This window comes from Microbacterium sp. NPDC088619, assembly GCF_044752825.1.
Lineage (GTDB): Bacteria > Actinomycetota > Actinomycetes > Actinomycetales > Microbacteriaceae > Microbacterium.
Genome location: NZ_JBIVLZ010000001.1, coordinates 2,342,407 through 2,358,126, shown reverse-complemented (window position 1 = coordinate 2,358,126; position 15,720 = coordinate 2,342,407). Strand labels below are relative to the sequence as shown.

The window sequence follows — 15,720 nt, the reverse complement described above, 5'->3', positions numbered from 1 at the left end:
TCCTGGTGGGGATGCCGCGACCCCTCTCGCGACATCCCCGGAGTAGATGGTGTCCTGTCGTTCCCTCACACTCCCCAGTGCACGAGGGTTTCCCCAGTTCGACTGCGCCTCCCTCGCGCTTCGTTTCCGAAGCCCTTCGCCGGCACCTTCTGGAGATAAGGAGCGGCCCATCGATGTTCTGATACATCGACTGGAGAAAAGTTTCAGAGTCCGCTTCCGTGGCATTGGAAAGGCGCGCTGAGACCGGTGGATTCGGCTGCCGCGGCCAGGGCGACAGCCGGGCGTGCGCCGGCCGCCAGCTCGGAGTGCACGGCCCCGAGCAGCTCGCAGGCGATGTCGTCCGCCACGACCACGGGGGCGGCGATGACACAGCCCGTGCCGGCGTGCAGCCAGACCCGCGTCATCCCCAGTGCCTCCTCGCCCCAGCGCACCGATGAACGACCCAGCTCGCAGGCCGAGAGCACCACGGTCTCGGGCGCGCGCGAGATCAGGTCGACGTCATAGCCGAACAGGGTGCCGTCGTGGAGTTCGAACCCCGAGAACATCGGATTGTCGACCGCGTGCCGACCGTGGGCGGCGATGTGCAGCACGTCGACCTGCTCGGCGAGCTCTGTGACGGCCGATACCCGTGCACTCTCGCCGGTCAGCATCCGCGCGTCGCGCCACGCTTCGGCGGCCCGGCGCACCTCCTCCTCGGCGCGAGCAACCCGAGGCCCGGTCGCGAACCCCGCCGTCGGCCTCGGCGCCGCTGTCTCGCCTGCCGACGCGTCGCTTGCCGACGCCAGGCCCGGGCGTTGCGGCGCCACCGTCGGTGCCTCCGGCCGCTGATGCGCCGACGAGGGACCGGGGTGTCGACGCGCCCCGCCGAGCAATCGCGACACCGAGGTCGCGATCGTGAACGGCGTTCCACGCATGCCGGGGAGCATCGCCCACGGGATGCCGCCGAGAATTCCTGGAACCGTCAGCGCGAGACGGGCGGCCCCGCCCGTGGCCGCGCGGGTAGGTGCGAGGAGCGCGTCGTCGAGCAGCCGCAGCCTCTCGTCGAGCGACCGCGCCACGATGTGCGCCATCTGGCCGCCGCGGGTGAGGGCGGCGACGTCGAGGTCGGCGCGGAGTCCGTCGAGTGCGGCTTCGATGCGCGGCAGCGACAGCTCGACGATCGACGAAGCGGATGCCGTCACCACGACGCAGAGCAGCTCGTCGCGCGTGAAGACGTAGGCGAGGATCGCCGTGTCACCGTCGAGCCGGGCCATGGTCTCGCGCAGCCCGAGGCGTTCGTGGTTCCCGCCGACACCGGTCGACGACCATTGCCGGTCGCGAACCCGATCCCGCAGCTCGCGCACCCGGGAATCGGTCGTCCAGTCCGACCCTGCGAGGTCGGCGCGCAGCATGCGCAGTTCAGCCAGGTCGGCCGAGAGCTCCTCGTCGTGCGGTGGGCGCACCGGAGCGACCTGCTGACTCAGGTGCCTGGCGCGCTCCGACCACTCGAAGAGCACCCCGGGGTCGCGTGATCGTGCGGCGGCAGCGAGCCCGGTGAACATCAGCTCGGTGCCGTGCATCGCCACGGAGGCCTGCAGGTCGAGCGCGCCGAACGACTGCTGCCACGCGGTGAGCAGCTCGAGCCCGTCGGCGGCCGCGCGTCGGGCATCGGCATCCTTGCCTGCAGACGCCGCACGCACCGCACGCACCTCGTGCTGCCGCAGGCGCAGGGGGGTCGGGGCGTCGGCGGTGAGCCGTGGCAGTCGCCCTCCGTCCGCGAGGCGTGCCGTGAGAGACAGGGCGGTGGCCTCGGTGCGGAATCCTCCACGGGCGAGCGCTGCGGCTGTGCGCGTGAAGTCCTCGGTGTGCGGTGCGGCCTTCGGGTGGGCGAGCAGTCGGGCTTCCAGCCGCACCGCCTCGGCACGCGCGGCCCAGCTCTCGCTTCCCAGTGCGGCGAAGCGGCGGGATGCGGTCGCGGCGGAACGCTCGGCAGAAGCGGCGTCGTGCCGCAACAGCGACCGGGCGAGGTGGAACTCGGCCTCGCCGCGTGCCTGTCGCATCCGCTGTGCACCGAACCGCACCGCGACCGTGCCGAGCAGCTCTTCGGCCTCTGTGGTGAGGCCGGCGTCACGCAGCACCTCGGCACGGTCGAGGTCGCTGATCGCCGCGGCGAGGTCGCTCGTGGCGGCGAGAATCGGCCGCGATCGGGTCATCAACCCGAGCGCCGTGACGAGGTCGCCGCCGAGCAGTGCGGCGTAGCCGAGGTTGTGGCGGGCTTCGGCGAGCGGTGCGTCTGCCCCATGGGCCTCATAAGCGGCGATGGCCCGCAGCAGATCGGCTGAGCAGTCGTCGAGCCGGTGCCGCTGCATGCTGACGATCGACCGGCTCATCAGGCAGTTCGCGCTCTCGATCGAGCCCTCATCGAGGCCGTCGATCGCCTTCGTGAGAAACAGGTCGGCCTCGTCGAGGCGTCCGCCGTGCATGAGCAGCGTGCCCAATTGCCCGTTCGCGAGGGCCACCGTCTCGTCGCTGAGCCCCGGGCGCGACAGCGCTGCACGCGAGAGGCGCTCGGCCTCCGCCGGCTGGCCCGTCTGAGCGAGCACGTAGGCCATGGTCCCGTCGATGCGCGCGCGCAGATCGTCGTCGTCGGTGCGCGCGGATGCGGTCGTCAGCGCTCGCCGCGCCTGCGCGAACCGTCGGGAGTTGGCTGCGTCGACGCCGCGCTGATGCAGCTCGAGAGCAGACAGGGGCACTTCACCAGAATGCCGGTACGCCAGGTTTCAGGGAAGGGCTGCGGCCGCATCCGGTTTTCTGGGCGCCCGGATGGCTGGCCGATGCCCGGATGGCTGGTGATGTGATCGTGTGTGGTCGGCCATTCGGGCATCCTTCAGCCATCCGGTCCGTGGCGACCGGTTCGTGGCGACCGGTCCGCGGCTACCCGCCCGACGCCGGCGACGGCAGCGTCTTCAGCACCGCGGCGACGGCCTTGGCCGCGGCATCCGCGGTGATGCCCTGCGGTGGCACCGGGCCCAGCTGTGCGGCGATGCGCCCTGCGACGTAGGGAGCCGCGAACGACGTGCCGCTCCAGATCGAGAAGCCCCCGCGGTAGTCGTCGGGGTCGATGGTCTCGCGCCGCAGACCTTCGACGTCTGCCCTGGTGGTCGCCTGCTCGCCACCGACGAAGGCGGGTGACGTGCTGACCACGGCGGCGCCGGGCGCGTACACCTGCACCCACGGGCCGATGTTCGAGAACAGCGCGACCGACCGAGCCGAGGGGTTGAGGGCACCGACCGACACGTGCGGGGCGTCCTTGTCTCGAGGGATGCCGTTGTCCGCGCCCGGCCACGGCCACAGCGAGGCCGGGAACGACGGCCTGTCGATCGCGTCGTTGCCCGCCGAGCAGACCACCACGCACCCGAGCGCACGTGCCGTGGTGAGCAGGGCGTTGAGGGTCAGGCTGAACTGACCGTCGACCGGGGTCTCGTGGTAATACCCCAGCGACAGGTTGAGCACGTCGATCGGATGCCCGGTCGACGGGTCCTCGCGGTGTCGCCGCAGCAGCTCGACGACCTGCGCGACCGTGGTCAGGAAGGTGCTCTCGTCGATCACGCCGAGCGCGCCGGCCATGCGGATCGAGAGGATGTCGGCATCCGGTGCCGTCTGGCGGATGAGTCCCGCGATGAACGTGCCGTGCCCGGCGACCGCGTCGATCTCTCCATCGAGCTGTCCGTAGAGGTCGGGGTAGCGCTCGGGGTCGGCGTCGTCGGTGAGACCGATCGGCACGCCGTCGAGCTCGATGTGCCGGGTGACGATGTCGTCGGGCAGCCAGTCGTGCACTCCGCATCCGGTGTCGAGCACCGCCACCACGGGGCGGCGGCCGCGTTTCGGGGCTGCCGTGCGCCGTGGCGCCGGTCCGAGCCAGGTCACCGGCTGGCGCGCGCCGCGCCCCGGCTCGAGGTAGTCGTCGCTGCCGCCGGCTCCTCCGCCCGCGCCGCGCACCGGGTTGGTGCGGCTGAACGGGTTGGTGCGGCTGAAGGGATTCGTGCGGCTGAACGGATTGAGGCCGACAGGGTCGATCGACAGCACGTGCTCGAGGCTGGTCCTCGGCATCGGCGTGCCGGAGCTGCGGCGGGCGCGCTGCAGGACGCGCCAGGCATCGGGCGGCACCGGAGACTCGCCGCGGGTCGGCTCGTCGGGCGTGGTGAGGTGGGCGCGGAGGAAGCCGGGCACCCCGGGAACCAGCGGAACGGCGGCGCGGACAGCATCCGGTGATTCGATCTCGAGATTCCAGCCGAACGAGCCGGCCGCTGCGCGCAGCTCGCGGATCTCCTGGTCGTACGCCTCCTGGCCGTTCTCCTGATCCTGAGTGATCAGCAGGCGCTCCTGCAGGTAGGCCGTGGGAAATGCCCTGACGCCGTCGACGGGCTCGACCGACGGATCGAGAGCCGTCCCCCGTCTGATCGACCCCTCAGCTCGGTCCTGCCAGCTCCACCCCTTGGGCTGCTCCATCGTCGGTCCTCTCCTCGCGGGCGGACCCGCATCCTGTGCGGGATGAGCCCGCGTCCTGTGCGGGGGACCCCGCGATGTGTGCGGGTCGGCCCGCTTCCGGTGAGTGAGGTCCTGCGTGGTGCGGGAGTCGCCCAGCGGTGGTGTGCACGGGTCGCCCCGTCATGCGCGCGGGAGTTCCCGCGGTAGGTCACAACTCGAACTGCGGGGTCGACATGGTTCGCTCCTGATCGCCGACCATGGTGCGCAGACGCACGAGAGTCAGTCCGTCGGGCACATCGTCGAACATGAAGCGACCCGTGTCGTTGGTCGTCGTGGTGCGGATGCGCTCGCCCTGCGCGAGTTCGATCGCATTCGAGGTCGAGTCGACCCAGCCGTCGACGCGGTGTGCGCCGGTCGCCGTGCGGGTGACATGCAGCAGGATGCTGGTGGTGCCGTCGCTGAACTGCAGGGTCAGTGCATCGGCGTCACCGCGCACGGCGCCGAGCGGTTCCTCGATGAGGGTGAGCAGTGCGTACTCCTCCGAGAGACCCTCAGCCGCAACCGTCGCGATCATGCGATCGATCAGAGCGGCCGGCATCGGATCGACATCGCGCCAGAGCGAACGCAGCTGCGCGAACAGCTCGGCGTCTTCGTGGTTGTCGCCACCGTGGGCGCCGTCGTTCTCGCTCATGAGCTGCCCCCCGTTCGTGGTGTCGGTGCATCGAGCAGCTCGCGCAGTTTCGCGAGGCAGCGTTGACGGGTGGGTCCGATGCTGCCGACGGGCATCGCGAGGTCGGCGGCGAGGCGGGCGTAGTCCGGTCGCTCCTCGAAGGCGATCACTCGCAGCAGGCGCTGGCACCGGTCGGCGAGGAGGTGAACCGCGGCCCACAGCCGTCGCTTCTCGTCCCCGACGGTGGCGTGATGCTCGGCCGACTGCTGCTCAGGAAGCAGTGCGTCGAGGGCATCCGACTCCGTCGCGTCGACCCTGTTGTGAGCTTTGCCGGCTCGCCAGGCCTCGCGGCGTGCGGTGGTGGTGAGCCAGGCCGACACCGCCTTCGGATCGGTGATCGAGCGGTGCCCCCGAACCAGCTGCAGCCACGTCGTCTGGATGACGTCTTCGGCCAGGGTGCGGTCGAGCCCGTAGGCACGCACGACATGCCAGAGCACAGGCGTCATCAGCCGCACGAGGTCGTCCATCGCGCGGCTGTCGCCGTCCCGCCATGCGTCGAAGAACTCGGCGGCTCGCTTCCAGCGTGCCGCTCCGTCGTCCGGTGCAGGATCGAGGGCGGCGCCGTCGGGTGCGCCGTCGATCATGAGTCCCATTGTGATCACACCAGTCAGGAGCACGGCAAGAGCCTGGTGATACATGGACTCGGTATGTTTTTCGGAATATTGGAGAGATTGAGTCCGAGGGTCATCTCAGGTGCCGTCTGCAGGACGGATGAGCGTCTGCGGGAACAGGGCAGCGATCTGGTCCTGCAGACGTGCCTTGGTCCTGCAGGCGGTGCATGAGAGACGGCGGGAGACGGATGCCGGGTGGCGGATGCCGGGCGACGGGCGCCGGGTGGCGGGGTGGCGGGAGACGGATGCCGGATGCCGGATGCCGGATGGCGGGCGACGGGTGGCCGGGTGGCCGGGTGCCGGGTGGCCGGGTGGCCGGGGACTCGTGCCGCGGGCGTTAGCGTGGAGGGGTGATCGCTCTCGCCGTCGTGCTCTTCCTCAACGCCGCCTTCAACGTGCTGGTGTGGCCCCGTTTCTACAAGCGGGTCGCGACAGACCCCAGGGCCCGGGATGCCGAAGGCAAGGCCACGACGTTCCTGAAGGTGCACGCCGTGCTGATCGCGATCGCCCTCGTGCTCGCGCTGGTCTCGGTGATCGTGGGCGTCGCGGCGCTCGCCGGAGCGCTCTGACGGGTCAGGAGCGGGTGACCGGCTGCTGCAGCTCGGTGATCCAGTCGGCCTGATCTTCGGACTCCGACTGCAGATAGACCTCACGACAGGCACCCTGCGCCGTCGCTCCCTGGGCGATGATCGCCTGGTTCACCGCGTCCCAGCTGTCATCGATCGTCTCCATGGTGCCGAGGTGCGTGGCGGTGAACGCATCGTCGATGGCCGGCAGCTCGACGATGACGATCCCGTCGACGGCGGGGCCGTCGTAGACGAAGCCGACCGTGATGCGCACGCCGTGCTTGTTCATGTCGTATTCGGCGATGGGGAGTCCCGGGGTGGCGCCGGCGGCCAGGAGCACGTCTGCCACCTGGTCGAACAGCGGGCCCACGACGGCGGCGACCTCGGGTTGAGAGGCGACGGTCTCGGTCAGCGCCGCGAGGCGGACGTAGGGAAGTGGCTTCTCGGTGATCTGCATGTCTGACATCTTCGTCTCCTCAGGTCGGGTGCGCGTGTCGCCGATCCTATGCAGAGGCGCCGACATCTGGCCATCCCGGTCATCCATTTCGCGAGAATCCCCGCGAGCGCTCGATCGAAGTGGCACACGGCGGCGCCGACCGCCCTGTGTCGGATCGAGCGTCGGGTGCCGCTCAGGCGCTCTCGTACTGCTTCGCGTGCGCGGCCCAGCGGGACTCGACGGGCAGAGCGCGCAGCGCGCGGTTGCCGAGCGCCAGGGCGACGGCGAGCACGCAGAGCGCTGCGCACACGAGGATCGTCCATTCGCGTCCGATCCAGGTGAGGCCGAAGCCGGCGATCAGCGGCGCGAGCGGCATGGCGCCCATCCCCAGCACGCCGGCCGCGCTGTTGGCCCGCCCCAGCAGTTCGGTCGGCGTCGCGACCATGAAGTAGCCCATCATCCCCGCATTGAGCGCCGGCAGCAGCACCACCGAGGCGCCCAGCACGATGACGATCGCCCACGGCTCGGTGACCATCGAGAGCACGATCGTGCCGATGGTGCCGCCCGCGAGACCGGCGATCGCGAGGACTCCGGTGCGGATGCGCGGCACGAGCAGGGGCGCCACGATGGCACCGGCGAGCATGACCGCGCCGACCCCCGCACCGAGTGAGCCGATCAGCAGCTCCGAGTATCCGGCCTGCTGAAGCGCGTACATGACGGTCGTGATCGCGGCGTTGAAGCCGAGGTTGATGATCGTGATGATGACGAGCACGCCGCCCAGATCGGGGCGTGAGAACAGCCAGGCGAAGGCCTCGCGCAGCTCGGCCCAGGCGCTCGTCCTGGTCGGTGCGGCGACTGCGGCATCCGCACTCGAATCCGTGGGAAAGCCCAGACCATCCGCCGCGTCGAGGGCGAGTCCCGCCGTGACACGCCCTGCATCGACCGGGGGCTCTGGGTTTTCCCCGTCATCGCCCACCCGAAACCCGACGGCTTCGGCCCCTGCGTCCGCGATCCCGACGCGGCGAGCCTGGCGCTGCAGCATCCACGCCGTCACTGCGGCGACGGCATGGCAGAGCGTCATGACGACTCCGACGAGCCAGCCGCCGACTCCGAGCAGCAGCCCGCCCAGCGGGCCGCCGGCCAATTGCAGCGCGGCATCCCGACCCTGGTTCGCGGCCTGAGCTCTGCCCATCGCGTCATCGGGCACGATCTCCTTGATCGCGCTCTCGCCCGCGACGTCGAAGAGTCCGCTGCGAGCGGCCAGCAGGACGTTCGCAGCCAGCAGGGTGCCGAAGGTCAGCGCATCGGACACAGCCAACAGCGTGAATGCTCCGGCCAGCAGGATGCCGATGAGGGAGCCGATGAGCATGAGCAGGATGCGACGGTGCCGGTCGGCGAGGATGCCGCCGGCGAGTGTGAAGACCAGTCGCGCGACCATTCCCGTACCGCCGATCACCCCTGCCTGGGCGGGATCGTCGGTGACCACCAGGGCGAGCAGGGGGATCGCGAAGGCGAACAGTGTCGCGGCGAGGCCCTTGCTCGTGTCGCTCACGAGCCAGGTCAGGTACCGGGTGTTCCGCCAGAGCCGGTGGGGGTCGGTAACGGTCGTCGTCATGCCCCTCAGAGTAGTTACGCAAGAAGACTTGCGCAACTACTCTTGCGCAATAATTCCTGCAGGTAGGATCTGACCATGGGCGAGGGCATTCACGGCGAAGATCCCGTATGGATGACGACTGCCATGCTCAAGGCCTATACGCATCCGCTGCGCCGACAGATCCTCCGCCTGCTCGCCCGCCGCGACCATATGCGCGCGGCCGACATCGCCGCCGAGCTCGACGTCGCCGCGAACAGCGTCAGCTTCCACCTGCGCACTCTCGCCGACGCCGGACTCATCGTCGAGGCCCCCGAGCACGCCCGTGATCGCCGTGATCGAGTCTGGGCGCCGGTGAAGGGCGCGATGAGCGTCGGAGACCCCGACCATCCGGTGGCCGACGAGGAGCTCGGCGGAGCCGTGGTGCGAGCCCTGGCTGCCGAGCACCAGGACCTTCTCCAGCGTGTCATCGCGTGGTCGCCCGCGTACTACGGGGGTCGAGCCTCAGGCGTCCACGCCGTGTTCCAGCAGCGCACGACCCGGCTCACCGAGGCAGAGTTCACGGCGGTCATGGAGATCTTCGACAAGGCGGTGTCCGAGGCCGAAGCCGCGCATGATGATTACGACGCCGAGGGGCGGTTCTGGCAGATCGATCTCGTCGCGGCCGACGACACGATCTGATCGTCACGAGCCTTCGGTCCGGCCCTCCGACTCGTCCTCGTCGTCTGACTCGTCCTCATCCGACTCTCGGTGTCCGCTGAGGATCAGGATGCGGCGCAGCTGCATCGCCGCGAGCACGCCAGGGCCCATGGACCGCCGCACATCGATCGTGCGATCGTCGACGGTCTCGAGCAGCAGCCTGATCGCGCGGGCCGCCTCTCCGCGAGCGCGGTGATCTGCGGGAGTGAGCGGATCCTGCTGCGCGATGACGTCGGCGACGGCGTGGCACGCGGCCGAGAGCGGTTCGGGCAGTGCCGCATCCAGTTCGAGCGCGCCGGGGCGGTCCCAGATGGTGTCGGCGACCTCGTCGGAGATGTCGCGGATCAGGTGGGCGATGCGATCGAGGCGCGCGAGCTCCTCATGGATATGCCGCGTGTCACCTCGCCGCCCGAACGCCCGCGGGTTCCCTCGTCGGCTGTCGTCGGCGTCGGACAGCGCGGTGCGCAGCTCTGACGTGGTGTCGGCGAGAGAGGAGGCATCGTCGGCCCACTGCTCGTGCTCCGGCGGCCAGGACTCCGAGACGGCCGACCCGATGTCGTGCAGATGGTCGCTCAACTGCGCGCGGAAGGCGTCGACCTTCGCCGCGGCGGCGAGGGTGAGCGGAGCAGGAGCGATCACCAGGTTCACGATGAGACCGACGACCACTCCGACTCCCATCTGCACGAGATAGCCGAGCGAGTACTCGTCGGCGTTCTGGCCGCCGACGATCAGCACGAACAGCGCCGCCATGGGGACGTACTCGCGTCCTGCGCCGAACCAGCCGGTGCCCGAGACCAGCACGCCGACGCCGACCACGACCGGGATGCTCCACCAGGTCGGGCCGACGGTCAGCACGACGACTGCGGCCAATCCGATGCCGGTCGCGAGTCCGAGCAGCGTCTGGAGCCCCGATCGCACCGACCCCATGAGCGTCGGATACATGCTGACCAGCGCGCCGAGCGGCGCGTAATACGGGTACTCGTCGGTGACTCCGGGCGTGTGCGGGGCGATCAGCCACGCGAGCCCGACCGCCAGTGCGGTCTTGGCGACGAGCAGCAGCCGGGCGGGGTCGACCGCTTCGCGCAGCGAGCGCACGATGCCCGGGCGGCGCGCGCGCACTCGTGTTCTGATGTTCGTCACGGCATCCTCTCGTCATCCTCCCCGAAGGGTGACGCTAGCCGCTCGGCATCCGTCCTCGCACCTGGTTGCATCTGACCGCGAGGCCGAGTAGCGGTCTGAACGCGGTGATGCCGGCCGCCCCCGTGAGGAGCGACCGGCATCGAGCGATCATCGACCGATCAGGGGATGGCCCTGCGGAAGGCGAGGAACGATACGCCGGTGAGCACCGCAGTGGCGACGAGGCCCCACAGTGCGAGGCCGAGCGCGCCGGCGTCGAGGATGCCGGTCCAGACCTGGCCCCACAGTTCGAGTCTCGTCGCGAGGAACGCGAGCCCGACCAGGATGAGCGCGAGGCCGACACCGACGATCGTGAGCACCGTCGGTCCCCAGCTCTTGTAGATGGTCGCTCCTGTGAAGCCGACCACGAACAGGAACAGGGCGAGGGAGAAGTACACGATGAACGCCCCGCCGGGCCCTGCCTCCCACAGCCACGGAAGGTAGAAGACATACCCGTTGATGCCGTACCCGTTCGTCAGCGTCTCGATGGCGCCGCCGATCAGGAACACGATCCCCAGGAAGGCACTGCCGAGGATCGCCGTGAGCATGGTTCCGAAGAAGAAGTCGCGCCGCGTGATGCTCATCGCCTGCGAGAACGGGAAGGTGAGTGTCATCGCCGAGATCCCGATCGCGAAGAAGTACCAGAGCGGAGCCTGGCCGCCACCGCCGTACTTCGGGCCGTCGGTCGGGATCATCGCGTAGATGAGTATCGAGATGATCACGGCCGAGCCGAGGATGATCAGCGGCACCCAGATGAACGTCTGCCGGTTGATGAGCTGCAGGCGGATGACGTTGAGTGTGCGTCGCATCAGCGGACCTCCTCTTTCGCGGCGGAGGCTCTGGTGGCGGAGCCCGCCTCGGCCTTCTGCGTCAGACGCACGATCAGCTGCTGCAGTGACACCGGAGCGAGATCGAGACCGGATGCCGTGACCTCGGCGCGCTCAGCGGCAGACAGCGCCCCGAGCACGGTGACGGATGCCACCCGGCCGAGTGCCTCGCGGTGCAGCACCTCGCGGTCAGACGCCCACGCATCGACCTTGGTCGCATCGCCGATCACGGTGACGGCGCGGTCGCGCACGGCATCCGTGTCTTCGTCGAGCAGGATCCTGCCGTTGTCGATCACGATGACCTTCTCGATGAGGTTCGACACCTCGTCGATCAGGTGCGACGAGAGGACGATCGTGCGCGGGTGCTCGGCGTAGTCCTCGAGCAGACGGTCGTAGAAGATCTGCCTGGCGACCGCGTCGAGACCGAGGTAGGGCTCATCGAAGAAGGTCAGCTCGGCGCGCGAGGCGAGACCGATGATGACCCCGACGGCCGAGAGCTGGCCGCGCGAGAGCTTCTTGATCGTCTGCTTCATCGGCAGCTGGAACTGCTCGATGAGCTCGTCGGCCAACTCCTGGTTCCAGTTGTGGAAGAACAGGCTCGCGGCCTTGAACGCGTGACGCGGATAGGCGTCATCCGGGTACTTCTGGCTCTCGCGGACGAAGCAGATCCGGTTGAGGACGTGCGTGTTCTCGTAGGGGTGCTCGCCGAAGACGCGCACTGTGCCCGACGACTCGAAGTTCTGCGCGGTCAGGATCGACATGAGCGTGGTCTTGCCCGCTCCGTTGCGGCCGAGCAGGCCGTAGATCGCACCGCCCTCGAGGGTGAGAGACACGTTGTCGAGAGCGTTCTTCTCCTTGTAGTGCTTGGTGAGGTGCTGCACCTCGATGACGGCGGTCATGCGGGGGTCATCCCTTCTGTCTGTGATGTCTGTGATGTCTGTGATGTCTGTGATGCCTGGGGTTCCTGGGCCGCGCGCTCGCGGAGCAGCGCGGCCAGGTCGTCGGCGCCGAGACCCAGCGTGCGGGCCTCGGCGAGAAGCGGGTCGATGTAGCGATCGGCGAAGGCGGCGCGGCGCTCGCCGAGGAGCAGATCCTTCGCCCCGGCGGCGACGAACATGCCGATGCCGCGGCGCTTGTACAGCACTCCCTTGTCGGTGAGCATGGCGACTCCCTTGGCTGCTGTTGCGGGGTTGATCCGGTAGAAGCCGGCGAGCTCGTTCGTCGAGGGGGCCTGAGCTTCCTCCGTGAGTGAGCCGTCGAGGATCGAGTCCTCGATCTGCTCGGCGATCTGGAGGAAGAGCGGCTTGCCTTCTTCGATCACGAGTCCTCCGCAGCGGTTGGTGGGTTAGTTGCTCGACTAGGTAACCACTGAACCTCGGTTGTGTCAAGGGGTGGGTGAGGCGGATCCCGGGCAAGTGCGGGTCGCAGCGCGGGTGTGCCGTTCCCGTTCCGGCGCCCGTTCCCGCGGTGTCGTGCGGGGCCAGTTGCGCACCGGAAAACCCGGAATACGGTGCGGAACTGGCCCCGCATCCGTGGGGAGGTGCGGAACTCGCCCCGCATCCGTGGGGAGGTGCGGAACTGACCCCGCATCCGTGGGGCAGCGTCGGTTCCCGACGATGCCAGGTCGTGCGGGGCCAGTTGCACACCGGAAAAGCCGGATCAGGGTGCAGAACTGGCCCCGCATCCGGAGGGAGGTGCGGAACTGACCCCGCATCCGGGGGGAGGTGCGGAACTGGCCCCGCATCCGGAGGGAGGTGCGGAACTGGCCCCGCGCCCGTAGAGAGATGCGGAACTGGCCCCGCATCGTGGGGCAGCGTCCGTTCCCGACCATGCCATGTTGTGCGGGGCCAGTTGCACACCGGAAAAGCCGGATCAGGGTGCAGAACTGGCCCCGCATCCGTGGGGAGGTGCGGAACTGACCCCGCATCCGGGGGGAGGTGCGGAACTGGCCCCGCCCCGTGGGGAGGTGCGGAACTGGCCCCGCCCCGGAGGGTGGGCGAGCGCCGAGCGCGAACCTCAGCCGCGGAGGTCGCGGGCGCGGAGCGCGAGGGCCGACCCCACGACGAACGCGATCGCGAGGCCCCAGGTCAGGGCCAGTCCGCCGGGATCCACGCCCTCGGCGAGCGGCGACTGCCGGTAGACCCACGCGTAGGGGGAGAGAGCGTTCAGCCAGTCGAGGTCCTTCGACTGCTTGGCGAGTGCCTGCAGGATGTACCCGACGACGGCGATTCCGGCACCGACACCGGTGGCCCAGATGCGGCGACCCGTCGCTGCGCCGGCGAGCAGAGCGGCGGATGCCGTGAGGAACGCGAGTCCGGTGAGCGCCGCGCTGGCTCCGACGATGCGCCAGCCCTCGAGGCCCAGCTCGGAGGGGTCGTTCAGGCCCCAGACGACGATGCCCGCGAAGGTGCCGAGCCACAGCAGCCTGACGAGCACGGCCAGAGCGGACTCGAGTGCGTACTGACCGCGGCCGATGCCGTGCGCGAGGTCGAGTTCGGCGCGTCCGCTCTCCTCCGCGCCGGCGATCGCCGCGGACCCCCAGATCACCGCGGCGATCGTGAGCAGCAGAAAGCCCATCAGCCCGTAGAACGTGCTCTGGGTGTACCCGGCGCCGCTGGAGATCTGGTCGTACCCGATGGTCTCGACGAGCTGCTTCGGAAGGGCGTCGATGATGTCCTGCATCTGCCCGTTGCCCCCGATGCTCGGATACAGCGGCAGGTAGAGGAACAGTACGGCGGCGAGGCCGACCGTCCACCCGAGAAGGCTCCGCCACGATTCGCGCAGGTTGCGCCGGAACACCGGCAGGATGCCGTTCATCGCTCCGCCTCCCCGTCGCGGATCGAGCGTCTCGTCGGCAGCTGGGCGTCGGCCTCGGCAGCGCCGCGGCCGACCTCGCCCTGTGGCTGAGCCGACGCTGCACGCGCCGCCGGGTCTCCGTACAACCGCAGCACCGACTCTTCGAGGTCGGGCTCCTCGACCGTCAGGTCGCGCACCTCGAACCGGGCGAGCACCTTGATTAACGGATCGATGGCGCCGTCGATCGTGCCGGACAGCTGCAGGATGCCGTCGGCATCGCTCGCGTCGATGCCGCTGAGGCCGGGGACTCGATCGAAGGCGGCACGGGCCGCCGCGGCATCCGTCGCAGACAGCTCGGCACGCACCCGGCGGATCGAACCCAGGCGCAGGGAGGCGACGTCGCCGTCGGCGACGACCCGTCCGTTCGCGAGCACCGCGACCTCGTCGGCGGTCTGCTGGATCTCGCTGAGCACGTGCGAGCTCAACAGCACCGTCTGCCCGGCGTCCTTCGCCTCGCGCACCATCTGCAGGAACTCCCTCTGCACGAGGGGGTCGAGGCCGCTGGTCGGCTCGTCGAGGATCAGCAGCTCCGGTCGGTGCATGAACGCCTGGATCAGGCCGACCTTCTGCTTGTTGCCCTTCGACAGCGTGCGCACGGGCCGCGACAGGTCGAGCCCGAGCCGGTCGGCGAGCTCGCGTCCGGTGCGCAGCGTGGCAGCGGAATCGCGTGAGCCCGAGACCTGCGCGTAGAACCCCAGCATCCGGTGTCCGCTCGAGCGTCCCTCGAGGTGGAGCTCGCCCGGCACATATCCGATGCGCCGCCTCAGCGCCGCGCCGCCGTGTCGGGGATCTTCACCGAGGACGCGCACCGAGCCGGACGACGGCCGGATGACGTCGACGAGCGTGCGGAGCGTGGTCGTCTTGCCGGCGCCGTTGGGTCCGATGAGCCCGAAGACGGTGCCTGGGCGCACGCGCAGTTCGAGCTCATGCAGCGCGATGCGGCTGCCGTAGCGCTTGTTCAGACGGTCGATCTCGATGGTGTCGGTCATGATGCGTCTCCTCTCGGGGCGTTCCCCTCGGCCGCGAGTGCGTCGCGCGCGCCGTCGAGCAGTGCGGTCGTCGAATAGATGCCGTGCGTGAGCAGTTCGAGTGTCGGCAGGGTGGTGCGCAGCAGCCCGGCCGGGCTCAGCTGGTCCATTCCGAGGGTGCGCGCGATCTGGGCGCGCATCACGACGGGTCCGAGACCGATCAGCGTCAGCAGCAGCGTCGTCATCTCGGGATCGCTCATCGGCTCGAGCATGCCCGCGGTGCGCTGCTCGTCGAGCACCTGCCGCGTATTGGCGAGGAAGCTGTCGAACAGCCGGTCGGCGGCGGGTGAGCCGTCGACGAGCATGCGGGAGAGGTAGTCGATGTAGGGGCCGTAGCGCTCGAGATCGTGCAGCGCCGTGCGGATGCGGTCGCCGGTCGGCGCGGAGATGAGCTCGTGCTCCTCGTCGGTGAAGACGCTGACCACGTAGTCGTCGCATGCCGTGCGCAGGGCGTTCTTGTCGCCGAAGTGGTGCACGATCAGCGCCGGGCTGACGCCGGCGTCCCTGGCGATCGCACGCAGGCTCGAGGCGTCGTACCCATCACGGGCGAAGGCGGCGATGGCGGCGTCGCGGATCCGCGCCCGAGCGGTGAGGTCATCCGAAGCTGAACGCATGTACAGCAGACTAAACGCGTGTTCAGTCTCTGTCAAGGGCGTCGCTGTCCGGGAAGGGCTCGGACCGTCACGAAGAGCTCTGCGAAATAACGGTCGACCGGCAGTTTCTCCACCCGTGT

15 protein-coding genes are annotated in these 15,720 nt (G+C 69.4%); 2 read left to right on the top strand and 13 right to left on the bottom strand.

Annotated elements, in window-relative coordinates:
- Positions 1 to 203: 203 nt before the first annotated feature.
- The 4 genes from ACIP5T_RS11310 to ACIP5T_RS11295 form a co-directional block, all read right to left on the bottom strand.
- The gene (locus tag ACIP5T_RS11310; RefSeq protein ID WP_400863159.1) at positions 204 to 2,732 is read right to left on the bottom strand and encodes a CHAT domain-containing protein; all 2,529 of its coding nucleotides are present in this window, start codon (positions 2,730 to 2,732) and stop codon (positions 204 to 206) included.
- Positions 2,733 to 2,913: 181 nt separating this feature from the next.
- Entirely contained in the window at positions 2,914 to 4,488 is a 1,575-nt protein-coding gene (locus ACIP5T_RS11305) for a S8 family peptidase (RefSeq protein WP_400863158.1), read from the bottom strand.
- Between the two features lie 187 nt (positions 4,489 to 4,675).
- Entirely contained in the window at positions 4,676 to 5,158 is a 483-nt protein-coding gene (locus ACIP5T_RS11300) for a hypothetical protein (protein ID WP_400863157.1), read from the bottom strand.
- Positions 5,155 to 5,781 carry an RNA polymerase sigma factor gene (locus ACIP5T_RS11295; protein WP_400863155.1) on the bottom strand — a complete coding sequence of 209 codons (627 nt, stop codon included), beginning with the start codon at positions 5,779 to 5,781 and terminating at the stop codon, positions 5,155 to 5,157. Before ACIP5T_RS11295 ends, ACIP5T_RS11300 begins: the two co-directional genes overlap by 4 nt.
- 377 nt (positions 5,782 to 6,158) lie before the next feature.
- Here ACIP5T_RS11295 and ACIP5T_RS11290 point away from each other — a divergent pair, with 377 nt between their 5' ends.
- Positions 6,159 to 6,377: an SCO4848 family membrane protein gene (locus tag ACIP5T_RS11290; RefSeq protein WP_400863153.1), complete on the top strand. Its 219-nt coding sequence runs from the start codon at positions 6,159 to 6,161 to the stop codon at positions 6,375 to 6,377.
- Between the two features lie 4 nt (positions 6,378 to 6,381).
- Here the strand turns inward: ACIP5T_RS11290 and ACIP5T_RS11285 are convergent, their stop codons facing one another.
- Together ACIP5T_RS11285 and ACIP5T_RS11280 are read right to left on the bottom strand one after the other, a co-directional pair.
- Positions 6,382 to 6,840: a GyrI-like domain-containing protein gene (locus tag ACIP5T_RS11285; RefSeq protein ID WP_400863151.1), complete on the bottom strand. Its 459-nt coding sequence runs from the start codon at positions 6,838 to 6,840 to the stop codon at positions 6,382 to 6,384.
- Between the two features lie 163 nt (positions 6,841 to 7,003).
- Complete coding sequence (locus tag ACIP5T_RS11280) at positions 7,004 to 8,425, bottom strand: MFS transporter (RefSeq protein ID WP_400863150.1); 1,422 nt, start codon at positions 8,423 to 8,425, stop codon at positions 7,004 to 7,006.
- A gap of 75 nt (positions 8,426 to 8,500) precedes the next feature.
- Between ACIP5T_RS11280 and ACIP5T_RS11275 the strand changes: the two genes are divergently transcribed.
- Entirely contained in the window at positions 8,501 to 9,082 is a 582-nt protein-coding gene (locus tag ACIP5T_RS11275) for an ArsR/SmtB family transcription factor (protein WP_400863148.1), read from the top strand.
- 3 nt (positions 9,083 to 9,085) lie between these two features.
- Here ACIP5T_RS11275 and ACIP5T_RS11270 read toward each other — a convergent pair whose 3' ends face one another.
- The 7 genes from ACIP5T_RS11270 to ACIP5T_RS11240 form a co-directional block, all read right to left on the bottom strand.
- A complete protein-coding gene (locus ACIP5T_RS11270) occupies positions 9,086 to 10,240 on the bottom strand; it encodes an aromatic acid exporter family protein (RefSeq protein WP_400863146.1) in 1,155 nt (384 codons plus the stop codon).
- A 158-nt stretch (positions 10,241 to 10,398) separates the two neighbouring features.
- Positions 10,399 to 11,085 carry a hypothetical protein gene (locus ACIP5T_RS11265; protein WP_400863145.1) on the bottom strand — a complete coding sequence of 229 codons (687 nt, stop codon included), beginning with the start codon at positions 11,083 to 11,085 and terminating at the stop codon, positions 10,399 to 10,401.
- Positions 11,085 to 12,002 (bottom strand): ABC transporter ATP-binding protein, encoded by a 918-nt coding sequence (locus ACIP5T_RS11260; RefSeq protein WP_400863144.1) that lies wholly within the window; start codon positions 12,000 to 12,002, stop codon positions 11,085 to 11,087. Before ACIP5T_RS11260 ends, ACIP5T_RS11265 begins: the two co-directional genes overlap by 1 nt.
- Positions 11,999 to 12,424, bottom strand: a complete 426-nt coding sequence (locus ACIP5T_RS11255; RefSeq protein WP_400863142.1) for a GntR family transcriptional regulator — start codon at positions 12,422 to 12,424, stop codon at positions 11,999 to 12,001. Before ACIP5T_RS11255 ends, ACIP5T_RS11260 begins: the two co-directional genes overlap by 4 nt.
- A gap of 695 nt (positions 12,425 to 13,119) precedes the next feature.
- Complete coding sequence (locus tag ACIP5T_RS11250; protein ID WP_400863140.1) at positions 13,120 to 13,920, bottom strand: ABC transporter permease subunit; 801 nt, start codon at positions 13,918 to 13,920, stop codon at positions 13,120 to 13,122.
- Entirely contained in the window at positions 13,917 to 14,948 is a 1,032-nt protein-coding gene (locus ACIP5T_RS11245) for an ABC transporter ATP-binding protein (protein WP_400863138.1), read from the bottom strand. The genes ACIP5T_RS11250 and ACIP5T_RS11245 overlap by 4 nt, the downstream gene beginning before the upstream one ends.
- Positions 14,945 to 15,601, bottom strand: a complete 657-nt coding sequence (locus ACIP5T_RS11240) for a TetR/AcrR family transcriptional regulator (RefSeq protein WP_400863136.1) — start codon at positions 15,599 to 15,601, stop codon at positions 14,945 to 14,947. Before ACIP5T_RS11240 ends, ACIP5T_RS11245 begins: the two co-directional genes overlap by 4 nt.
- Between the last annotated feature and the right edge of the window lie 119 nt (positions 15,602 to 15,720).

Excerpts from the sequence above, each read along its gene's own strand:
- ACIP5T_RS11280 (WP_400863150.1), bottom strand. The coding sequence starts at position 8,425 with ATGACGACGACCGTTACCGACCCCCACCGGCTCTGGCGGAACACCCGG.
- ACIP5T_RS11275 (WP_400863148.1), top strand. The coding sequence starts at position 8,501 with ATGGGCGAGGGCATTCACGGCGAAGATCCCGTATGGATGACGACTGCC.
- ACIP5T_RS11305 (WP_400863158.1), bottom strand. The coding sequence starts at position 4,488 with ATGGAGCAGCCCAAGGGGTGGAGCTGGCAGGACCGAGCTGAGGGGTCG.
- ACIP5T_RS11295 (WP_400863155.1), bottom strand. The coding sequence starts at position 5,781 with ATGATCGACGGCGCACCCGACGGCGCCGCCCTCGATCCTGCACCGGAC.
- ACIP5T_RS11285 (WP_400863151.1), bottom strand. The coding sequence starts at position 6,840 with ATGTCAGACATGCAGATCACCGAGAAGCCACTTCCCTACGTCCGCCTC.
- ACIP5T_RS11300 (WP_400863157.1), bottom strand. The coding sequence starts at position 5,158 with ATGAGCGAGAACGACGGCGCCCACGGTGGCGACAACCACGAAGACGCC.
- ACIP5T_RS11240 (WP_400863136.1), bottom strand. The coding sequence starts at position 15,601 with ATGCGTTCAGCTTCGGATGACCTCACCGCTCGGGCGCGGATCCGCGAC.
- ACIP5T_RS11250 (WP_400863140.1), bottom strand. The coding sequence starts at position 13,920 with ATGAACGGCATCCTGCCGGTGTTCCGGCGCAACCTGCGCGAATCGTGG.
- ACIP5T_RS11265 (WP_400863145.1), bottom strand. The coding sequence starts at position 11,085 with ATGCGACGCACACTCAACGTCATCCGCCTGCAGCTCATCAACCGGCAG.
- ACIP5T_RS11260 (WP_400863144.1), bottom strand. The coding sequence starts at position 12,002 with ATGACCGCCGTCATCGAGGTGCAGCACCTCACCAAGCACTACAAGGAG.
- ACIP5T_RS11245 (WP_400863138.1), bottom strand. The coding sequence starts at position 14,948 with ATGACCGACACCATCGAGATCGACCGTCTGAACAAGCGCTACGGCAGC.